Source organism: Microcoleus sp. D3_18a_C4 (genome assembly GCF_036702415.1).
Taxonomy (GTDB): Bacteria; Cyanobacteriota; Cyanobacteriia; order Cyanobacteriales; family Microcoleaceae; genus Microcoleus.
Window position 1 is genome coordinate 1 of the sequence record NZ_JAUBTI010000167.1, and the last position, 9,373, is coordinate 9,373.

Genomic DNA, 9,373 nt, shown 5'->3' on the forward strand with positions numbered 1-9,373 from the left:
TTGTACAATACGCGAGCGGGGACGCTCGCACTACAATAAAAAAAATGCTTTTTACAAAACTGAGATGCTCCCCTTCACTTAGGTTGTGTTAAATCTTATTTGATGACACCGCTAATTCTTTTTCTTCTTCCCAAGACAGTGATATTTCCAGTTCTCCTGATACTGTAAATGTTTGAGCTGCCAACAGGGCCGTCTCTAAATTTACACACATCCGGGCGGAATAATTACCTTTTTGTCCGCCGATAACTAGCTTTTCTATTGCATCTGGTTTTGATATATCTACTAAATTATGGAAGCTAACGTTATCAAAAGTTACGTTAACAATATATTTGCCGGATTCGCCGCCACCAATGCTCATATAACACTCGTCATCTGCACCCAAGGTAACTAAAGTTTTACTTTTCCCATCTAACTCGCGAATGGCTTGTTCTATTTGACTCCAAGTAGGACTTTCTATTAAGTCACCTTCATCCTGGTTGTCAACCCAATTTTCTGCTGATAGGTTTAATACAAACATTATCGCCTGATTATATTTGGAGTGCGATCGCTCTCTTCTTCATCCGCGTTCATCAGCGTCTATCCGCCTGCATCTGCGGTAAAAAAAAGGGCGATCGCTTCTCAATTTCTACCCGCGCACCATCACCCACCAAATTATCCCATAATCCCAGCAAAAAAGTCGATCGTCTCTTTCAACGCTTTCACAAACACATCAATCTCCTCGCGAGTATTGTAAAAATACAAACTCGCCCGCGCCGTAGATGAAATATTCAAATAGCGGTGCAAAGCTTGCGTACAGTGATGCCCGGAACGAATCGCGACTCCCTCCTGGTCTAACATGGTAGACAAGTCTTGAGGGTGAATTTCTCCCGCAGTAAATGCCGCCAAAGCTGCCCTACCTTCGCCGTTGCTGTCTGGTTGTGGCCCGTAAATTTTGATTTCGGGAATTTGCCGCAATTGTTGGAACATATAAGCATTCAATTCAGCTTCGCAAGCGTGAATCTTATCCATGCCAATGTTACTAAGATAATCGATTGCTGCACCAAGGGCGATCGCCTCGCCGATTGCAGGGGTGCCGGCCTCAAATTTGTGCGGCAAATCGGCATAGGTGGAATAATCGAGAAACACGTCAGCAATCATCTCGCCGCCGCCGAAAAACGGAGGCATTTCTCTCAGCAAGTCCAGTTTACCGTACAGAAAACCGATGCCAGTCGGAGCGCACATTTTGTGACCGGAAGCAACCAGCCAGTCGCAATCAATTGCTTGCACGTCTACTATCATGTGCGGCACGCTTTGGCAAGCATCAATTAAAACTCTTGCGCCGAAACTGTGGGCAATTTTGCAGATTTCTTTGACTGGACTGATGCAGCCTAAAGTATTAGAAACGTGAACGGTTGACACCAACTTAGTTTTATGGGAAATCAGGGTTTTAAACTGTTCCAAATCAAACTCGTTAGTTTCGGTTAACTCCACAAACTTCAGCACTGCACCGGTTCTTTGAGCAATCATTTGCCAGGGAACGAGATTGCTGTGATGTTCCATTACCGACAGGATAATTTCATCTCCGGCTTGCAGATTGCTCAAACCCCAAGAATAAGCAACCAAATTAATCGCTTCGGTGGCGTTGCGAGTGTAAACAATTTCTTGCCGCGACGCGGCATTTACAAACGCCGCAACTTTGTCTCTGGCACCTTCGTAAGCATCAGTCGCTTTGGCGCTGAGAGTGTGAGCGCCGCGGTGGACGTTTGCATTGTATTTCTCGTAGTAGTCGCGCCAAGCATTGATGACAGCTAGGGGTTTTTGAGAAGTAGCTGCATTGTCTAAATAAACTAGCGGTTTGCCATTTACTTTTTCATTCAAAATAGGGAAGTCGCCGCGAACTTTTGATGCGAGGGTTTTTTCTTGAATAAGTGTCATAAATTTCAGGAGTTAGTATTGTTGTGGAACTCGCTTATAAGGCGTATTCTGAAACCCGGAGATCCCCCCTAACCCCCCTTATTAAGGGGGGGACAAGAGTATTCTCAAAGTCCCTCTTATCCAGGGAGGGACAACAGTATTCTCAAAGTCAACCCCTACTCCCCTTCTTAAGGGGGATTTAGGGGGATCTCCGGCTTTGATTGCAAAGGTAATAAAACACCCCCCAGTCTGTTGCTAATTCCTTTATCCTTGGATAGCCATGCAGGTAGAAAGCATTTTCGCCACCCCAAGAATCGGTAATTGATTGAGCATTTCCGCCGCAAAAGCATCGATTAGCAAATAGCGGCTTCTTTCTAAATCCAAACCGCGACTTTGCAAGTAGAAAAGTTCATCATCTTCTAACTGGCTGACAGTTGCACCGTGGGAACATTTAACGTTGTCGGCGACAATTTCCAACTGCGGTTTGGTGTCTACGCGGGCTCTCGGCGACAGCAACAAGTTTCGGCTCAATTGTCCGGCATCTGTCAATTGTGCGGCTTTGCGAACGAAAACTTTGCCGTTAAATACAGCGCGAGCTTTGTTGCCGACAATGCACTTGTGAAGTTGGCGGCTTGTACCGTGAGGGTGATTGAAATCGATTACACTGTGAGTGTCTGATAACTGTTCGCCAAAGGCTACGGTTAAGCCGTTTAAAGTTGTTTCGGTGGCTTCGCCGCGCTGAAATACTTCTAAATTGTGACGCGATATTTTGCCTCCCAAGCTGATAGCATGGCAAGTGTAACGGCTATTGCGAGATTGCTCGATCGCACTTTTGCCGATATGAACAACTTCCCCACCTTCCCGCTGCAGCCGAACGTGATTCACAGTGGCGTTTTCGCCGACAACAACATCCGTCACAGCATTAGTAAAGGCTGGTACATTACCGATAGTTGCGTAATCCTCAACCAGCGTGACATTGCTTCCAGGCTCAGCTATGACCAAGCAGTGCGGCTGAGACATCGTGGGAGATGCACCAGGCGCTGTCAGGAACAGCAAGTGAATCGGAAGTTCGATCGACATATTGGCCGGCACGAACACCACCGCAGAATCCGCCAAACCCGCAGTATTCAGCGCCGTAAATACCTCGGTTTGCTGTCTGTGCTTGCTCAAAACATCGCTGATGCGCCCTTGATATTTTTCGGGTACATTGGATAGATTACCTGCGTAAAAGTCGAGCGGCAAATTCGGCAAAACCAACGACTCCACCGTTGACAAATCCGGCGCATAAAAACCGTTGACAAATACCAATCTTAATGGTAAATCATCCCTATTTTTCACTGGCATAATGATATCAGCCAGCTTAACTTTTGACTGATTGCTCTGCGGTATATGAAAAGGAATTTGCAACACCGACGACAAATCAGTAAAGCGCCATTCTTCATCCCTCACCGTCGGAAAACTCGAAGCAAGCACGTATTCCCTCGCCGCCTCCCGCAAATCCTGCAACCCGTAAGCCGCACTTTTGCTATTAGCAACCTCCAAATTGCCGCACTGATTAACCAAATCAGTCAAAAACATTTCCCTACTAGCAACTTGCGTATTCATCATCGCGCGCCTACTCCTGCTGCTTCCTCTTCCACAACCCAGTCATAACCGCGCTCTTCCAATTCCAGCGCCAACTCTTTCGGGCCAGTCAAGATAATTCTGCCGGCTTCCATGACGTGAATAAAATCAGGAATAATGTAATTCAGCAACCGCTGATAGTGAGTAATCACCAACATCGAATTCTCAGCAGTTGACAACTGATTCACACCGCCGGCGACAATCTTGAGAGCATCGATATCCAAACCAGAATCAGTTTCGTCTAAAATAGCTAATTTCGGTTCCAACAGCGCCATTTGCAAAATTTCATTCCGCTTTTTCTCACCGCCGGAAAAACCCTCATTAACGCTGCGGCCTAAAAAAGAATCATTCATCTTGACAATATCCAGCTTTTCCTCGATTAAATCTTGGAAGTCAAAAGCATCCAATTCTTCCAACCCGCGATGTTTGCGGTGAGCATTGTAAGCCACGCGCAAGAAATCCAGATTGCTAACGCCAGGAATTTCTAAAGGATATTGGAAAGCTAGGAACACCCCAGCTAAAGAGCGTTCTTCCGGCGCTAATTCCAGCAAATTTTGACCCAAAAATGTCACTTCTCCGCCCGTTACCGTATAAGCAGGATGACCCGCTAATATCTTGGATAAAGTGCTTTTTCCCGAACCGTTCGGGCCCATAATCGCGTGAATTTCACCCGATTTAATTTCCAGATTCAAACCCTTAAGGATTTGGGTATCTTCCACATTCGCAGTTAAATCGCGGACGGATAGCACCACTTGACTATTTTCAACAATCATCTATTTTTGTCCTTTTCCTCTGCAACGAGAGCGGTTTATTTGGTTCGTAGTGAGGACTTTAGTCCTTATTTAAGAAAAACTAAAATCCTTACTACTTATCTAATCGTTCGTAGGTTGGGTTGAGCGATAGCGAAACCCAACTTTTTGGGGCCTCTTTGGGGCCCCTTTCGTTGGGTTTCGTTCCTCAACCCAACCTACAACTACAACTAAAATCCTCCTAGGGGCTTTTTAGTTGGTGGGGGCGGGTTTATTTAACCTGTTTGCACCGTTTAAGGCTATTGGTGAACCCGCCCCTACAAGTTTTTGACAATGGCGCAAGATGTGAGTTCTATCCGACACTTCCTTCCAGCTTCAGACTCAACAGCTTATCAGCTTCCGCCGCAAATTCCATCGGTAACTGATTGAAAACATCTTTACAGAAACCGCTAATCATCATCGAAATAGCATTTTCTGCGGAAATTCCCCGCTGTGCGAAGAAGAACAATTGCTCTTCCCCAATCTTAGAAGTAGAAGCTTCGTGTTCCACTTTAGCAGTGTGGTTCTGCACTTGAATATAAGGGAAAGTATTCGCTTGAGCGTTATCCCCAATCAGCATCGAATCGCACTGAGAGTAATTGCGAGAGCCTTTAGAGTTAGGCCCCATTTTCACTAAGCCGCGATAGCTGTTGGATGAATTACCCGCCGAAATTCCCTTAGAGATAATCGTGCTGCGAGTATTTTTACCAATGTGGATCATTTTTGTGCCGGTGTCAGCTTGCTGCTTGTTGTTTGTCAGCGCTACTGAGTAGAATTCGCCTACTGAGTTGTCGCCGACTAACACGCAACTGGGATATTTCCAAGTAATCGCGGAACCGGTTTCTACCTGCGTCCAAGAAATCTTAGAATTGACTCCTTGACACAAACCCCGTTTCGTCACAAAGTTGTAAATGCCGCCTTTGCCGTTGGCGTCGCCGGCGTACCAGTTTTGCACTGTGGAGTATTTGATATCGGCATTGTCCATTGTTACCAATTCCACGACGGCGGCGTGCAGTTGATTGGTGTCAAACATCGGCGCGGTGCAGCCTTCTAGGTAAGACACAGAACTGTTTTCTTCTGCAACAATTAGGGTGCGCTCGAACTGGCCGGAATCTCCGTTGTTGATGCGGAAATAGGTTGACAATTCCATTGGGCATTTTACGCCTTTGGGAATGTAAACAAAGGAACCGTCGCTGAATACGGCGGAGTTGAGGGCTGCGAAAAAGTTGTCGCCGACTGGTACGACGCTGCCAAGATATTTTTCTATTAGTTCGGGATAATCTTTGACGGCTTCTGAAATGGAACAGAAAATAACACCATCTTTGGCTAACTTTTCTCTAAATGTTGTGGCAATTGAAACGCTGTCGAAAACGGCATCGACGGCGACATTTCCCAGTCGCTTTTGTTCGGATAGGGGAATGCCGAGTTTCTCGAAGGTTTCTAGGAGTGTTGGGTCTACTTCGTCCAAACTGTTGAGCTTTTTGGGCTTTTGTTTGGGCGCGGAATAGTAGATAATTTGTTGGTAGTCGATCGCGGGATAGTTGACGTGAGGCCAGGTGGGCTCGGTCATTGTCAGCCACTTGCGGTATGCTTTGAGGCGGAATTCCAGCATGAATTCCGGTTCGTTTTTCTTGGCGGAAATCAGGCGGACTACATCTTCGCTTAAGCCGCGGGGGATGGTGTCTGACTCGATGTCGGTGACGAAGCCGTATTTGTAGGGCTGGTTGACTAGGGTTGTGACTGTAGAGCTCATTAATTTTGCGCTTTCGAGTGTTCTGGATATGTCTCTCAAAGATGGCAGACGCGGAACTGTCGGGGGCCCGGCGAGTTCTGGGGGCTGCAAGGGGAAGTTAAACAACGGGTTTGTTGCTTTAGTATATTTTAAGCTACATTAACAACAGTGATATTGTCAAAGTCAAATTAATAATTTTTTGTGAAGATGATGGAGACTACTCAGCAGACTTCCACGAAACAAGACATCCTGCAATATTTGCTCAAGGGGGGGCAGGGGACGGCTCTTGAGTTGGCGGAGTCTTTGGATATCAGCCCGCAGGCGATTCGCCGTCACTTGAAGGATTTGGAAGCGGAGGGGCTGATTCAGTATCAGTCGGTTCAGGCTGGTATGGGGCGTCCTCAGCACATTTATGAGCTTACCAGTCAGGGGCGCGATCGATTCCCGAATCGTTACGGTGATTTTGCAGTCTCTTTTCTGGATACGTTGGCGGAAACCGTCGGCCGCGAGCAAGTGATTACTATCTTGCAAAAACAGTGGCAGCGCAAGGCTACGGAGTATCGGCGGCTGGTGGGTGCGGGTTCGCTGGAAGAGCGGGTGACTAAGTTAATGGAACTCCGCAGGGCTGAAGGCTATATGGCTGAGTGTTATCCTGTAGAATCGGTAGAGGTTGGGATCTGCGATCGCGCTGGTTTGGGCGATCGATTTGTGTTGATGGAACACAATTGCGCGATTTCTAATGTTGCTGAAACTTTTCCGAGTGTCTGCGGTAATGAGTTGGAAATGTTTGCAGCGGTTTTGCCGGATTGTATTGTGGAGCGAACTCACTGGATTATTGATGGGGAACACCGCTGCGGTTATTTGATTGCCAGAAGGAAGGAAGAAGTTCGGCAACAGGCAATGTACGGGATTTAAGGGATGTCACGCATGGAAGTTCGACAACGGATGAGTGTAAGGGATGTCACGGATGTCAGGGATTACCAATTACCGATTACCTATTAGCAATTACCAATTTTTAATATATGGAACCGCTAGCAGATTTTTTAAAGCCGGAAGAGTGTGCCGAAGTTGATATGGCGCTGCTGTCGTCGAAGGAAAAGTTTTCGGCGCGGCTGGCAATTTATGCTTTGAGGGTGCTCAAGCAAATTGCTGGGGAGACTGGGAAGCCGGTGGCTGAGGTGACTAATGGGCAGGTGATGGATTGGATTAAGAATGATGAGAGTATTAAAGGGTCGATCGAACTTGATGCGAGTTTTGAAAACTTTTTTACGAATTTGGTAATTGCGTCTTTGCGGCCTTTGAGGCAAATTGCCACAGAATCTGAAAGCGCGATCGAACAATTAACAGTTAAGCAGGTCGTGGCGTGGTTTGTGAAGGACGGGAAGATTCGCAGAGAGCAGGGAACCGAGGCGGCTTTTTTGGATTTGTGAGTTAAAGGTCGATCGGTCGCACCCCCAAACTCTGCCTCAAACCCCGATAATTCCAGCGGTTTCGGGCGATCTAAAAAAAGTTTTGACAAAGGGGTTGACAGCCTGGGGAAAACTTGATAAGGTAATTAAGTCGAGCGAAAGAGATGCAGCGCATCAAACTTAGCTCAAGCTTAATGCAGACACAGGATTAAAAGTTTTCAAAGCTTTCCTGGTGCTTATGATGTAATGGAACCACTCCGATCCATCCCGAACTCGGTTGTTAAACGTTGCTATGGCGAAGATACTCGGCGGGTCACTGCCCGGTAAAATAGCTCAGTGCCAGGTTAATAATAAATTAAAGCTCTTTTCCCGCAACAACGGAAAAGGGCTTTAGTTTTTTGGGGAGTTATTAGGCATCTACACAACAGCAAGTCTTGGGCCATTTGTAGAAATCTCAATATTCTCGGCTAGGAACAGATGTTGGGTCGATCGAACTTGATGCGAGTTTTGAAAACTTTTTTACGAATTTGGTGGTGGCGTCTTTGCGGCATGAGAGGCAAATTGCCACAGAATCTGAAAGCGCGATCGAACAATTAACAGTTAAGCAGGTCGTGGCGTGGTTTGTGAAGGACGGGAAGATTCCCACAGAACAGGGAACCGAGGCGGCGTTTTTGGATTTGTGAGTTAAAGGTCGATCGGTCGCACGCCCAAACCCGGCCTCAAACCCCGATAATTCCAGCGGTTTCGGGCGCTCGAAAAAAACTTTTGACAAAGGGGTTGACAGAGAGGGGGAAACTTGATAAGGTAATTAAGTCGAGCGAAAGAGATGCAGCGCATCAAGCTTAGAATTAAGCTAAACGCAGACACAGGATTAAAAGTTTTCAAAGCTTTCCTGGTGCTTATGATGTAATGGAACCACTCCGATCCATCCCGAACTCGGTTGTTAAACGTTGCTATGGCGAAGATACTCGGCGGGTCACTGCCCGGTAAAATAGCTCAGTGCCAGGTTAATAATAAATTAAAGCTCTTTTCCCGCAACAACGGAAAAGGGCTTTAGTTTTTTGGGGAGTTATTAATCATTCTCTTTATGGCTTGGCGGTTGAAACCGCTACTAAACAAACGAAGTCCGCCTCCGGGGACTAAAGAATAAAGAGGTTATTAAATCAGGATTTGGTATCATCTCCTGCAAGCATCGCTCATGAACTAGCTCTTGCACAACCATCCGCCTTGGACTAAAGTTAGTTTATGGACTTAGTTTTTTAAGAGCATGGAAACTGTAAATATCCATGTGAATTAGGAATTTAAAATTTTAATTTATTGGACAAGAAAGAGTGAAACCTATTAGACTAACTAATCATGCCCAGGAACAAGCGATTGAAAGAGGTACCAATGAAGCCGAAATTATTGATACCATTATGACAGGTAATCGACAACTTGCTAAAAATGGTAGGTACAAATATCAAGCTACTTTTCAGTATAATAATGATTGGCAGGAGAAGTTCTATTCTCTCAAGAAAGTAGTACCGATTGTTGCCGAGACTGATACTGAGTTAGTTGTTATCACAGTGTATACATTTTATTTTTGAGGTAAAAGTTTATGAAGATTAGTTATGATTCCGAAATTGATGCTCTCTACATTAGGCTTGTAGAAGGTAAGCATCAGTGTCGCACTTTACAGTTAACTGACGAAATTGCTTTAAATATTGGCGAAAATGAGTTATTGGTAGGGATAGAAGTTTTAGATGCTACACAGGTTTTAGGTAGTGGAAATGTACCTAATGTAGTGCTAGAAAATATAGCTTTTACTGTAGCTTAAATAGGGAAAGCAATCGCTACCTGTGTAAATATAAGTAAGGAATGAGAATTAAATAACTTCCACAAGTTTGTGGGATGGGCGTCCCGCCCGTCCTTTTTGGACGGGCGGGACG

The 9,373-nt window shown here is 45.8% G+C and carries 10 protein-coding genes and 2 rRNA genes; 7 read left to right on the plus strand and 5 right to left on the minus strand.

Annotated elements, in window-relative coordinates:
• Positions 1–88: 88 nt before the first annotated feature.
• From QUB16_RS32095 to sufB, 5 genes are all read right to left on the minus strand, one after another.
• Entirely contained in the window at positions 89–517 is a 429-nt protein-coding gene (locus QUB16_RS32095) for an Imm1 family immunity protein (protein WP_333322351.1), read from the minus strand.
• Positions 518–651: 134 nt separating this feature from the next.
• Entirely contained in the window at positions 652–1,914 is a 1,263-nt protein-coding gene (locus QUB16_RS32100) for a SufS family cysteine desulfurase (RefSeq protein WP_333322353.1), read from the minus strand.
• Between the two features lie 243 nt (positions 1,915–2,157).
• Positions 2,158–3,501, minus strand: a complete 1,344-nt coding sequence (gene sufD / locus QUB16_RS32105; protein ID WP_333322355.1) for a Fe-S cluster assembly protein SufD — start codon at positions 3,499–3,501, stop codon at positions 2,158–2,160.
• A complete protein-coding gene (gene sufC, locus QUB16_RS32110) occupies positions 3,498–4,289 on the minus strand; it encodes a Fe-S cluster assembly ATPase SufC (protein ID WP_333322357.1) in 792 nt (263 codons plus the stop codon). Before sufC ends, sufD begins: the two co-directional genes overlap by 4 nt.
• Positions 4,290–4,617: 328 nt before the next feature.
• Positions 4,618–6,057: a Fe-S cluster assembly protein SufB gene (sufB, locus tag QUB16_RS32115; protein WP_333322359.1), complete on the minus strand. Its 1,440-nt coding sequence runs from the start codon at positions 6,055–6,057 to the stop codon at positions 4,618–4,620.
• 186 nt (positions 6,058–6,243) lie between these two features.
• On the opposite strand from sufB, the gene sufR reads away from it, so the two are divergent.
• From sufR to QUB16_RS32150, 7 genes are all read left to right on the plus strand, one after another.
• The gene (gene sufR / locus QUB16_RS32120) at positions 6,244–6,951 is read left to right on the plus strand and encodes an iron-sulfur cluster biosynthesis transcriptional regulator SufR (protein ID WP_333322361.1); all 708 of its coding nucleotides are present in this window, start codon (positions 6,244–6,246) and stop codon (positions 6,949–6,951) included.
• A gap of 107 nt (positions 6,952–7,058) precedes the next feature.
• The gene (locus QUB16_RS32125; protein WP_333207740.1) at positions 7,059–7,466 is read left to right on the plus strand and encodes a hypothetical protein; all 408 of its coding nucleotides are present in this window, start codon (positions 7,059–7,061) and stop codon (positions 7,464–7,466) included.
• A gap of 207 nt (positions 7,467–7,673) precedes the next feature.
• Positions 7,674–7,790, plus strand: a 5S ribosomal RNA gene (rrf, locus tag QUB16_RS32130).
• 188 nt (positions 7,791–7,978) lie between these two features.
• Complete coding sequence (locus QUB16_RS32135) at positions 7,979–8,128, plus strand: hypothetical protein (RefSeq protein WP_333322363.1); 150 nt, start codon at positions 7,979–7,981, stop codon at positions 8,126–8,128.
• Between the two features lie 208 nt (positions 8,129–8,336).
• Positions 8,337–8,453: ribosomal RNA gene (gene rrf / locus QUB16_RS32140) — 5S ribosomal RNA — on the plus strand.
• Positions 8,454–8,776: 323 nt separating this feature from the next.
• On the plus strand, positions 8,777–9,031 hold the full coding sequence (locus QUB16_RS32145; protein ID WP_333322365.1) for a DUF4258 domain-containing protein: 255 nt from the start codon (positions 8,777–8,779) through the stop codon (positions 9,029–9,031).
• Positions 9,032–9,042: 11 nt separating this feature from the next.
• Positions 9,043–9,261 carry a DUF2283 domain-containing protein gene (locus QUB16_RS32150; protein ID WP_106332875.1) on the plus strand — a complete coding sequence of 73 codons (219 nt, stop codon included), beginning with the start codon at positions 9,043–9,045 and terminating at the stop codon, positions 9,259–9,261.
• Positions 9,262–9,373: the final 112 nt, after the last annotated feature.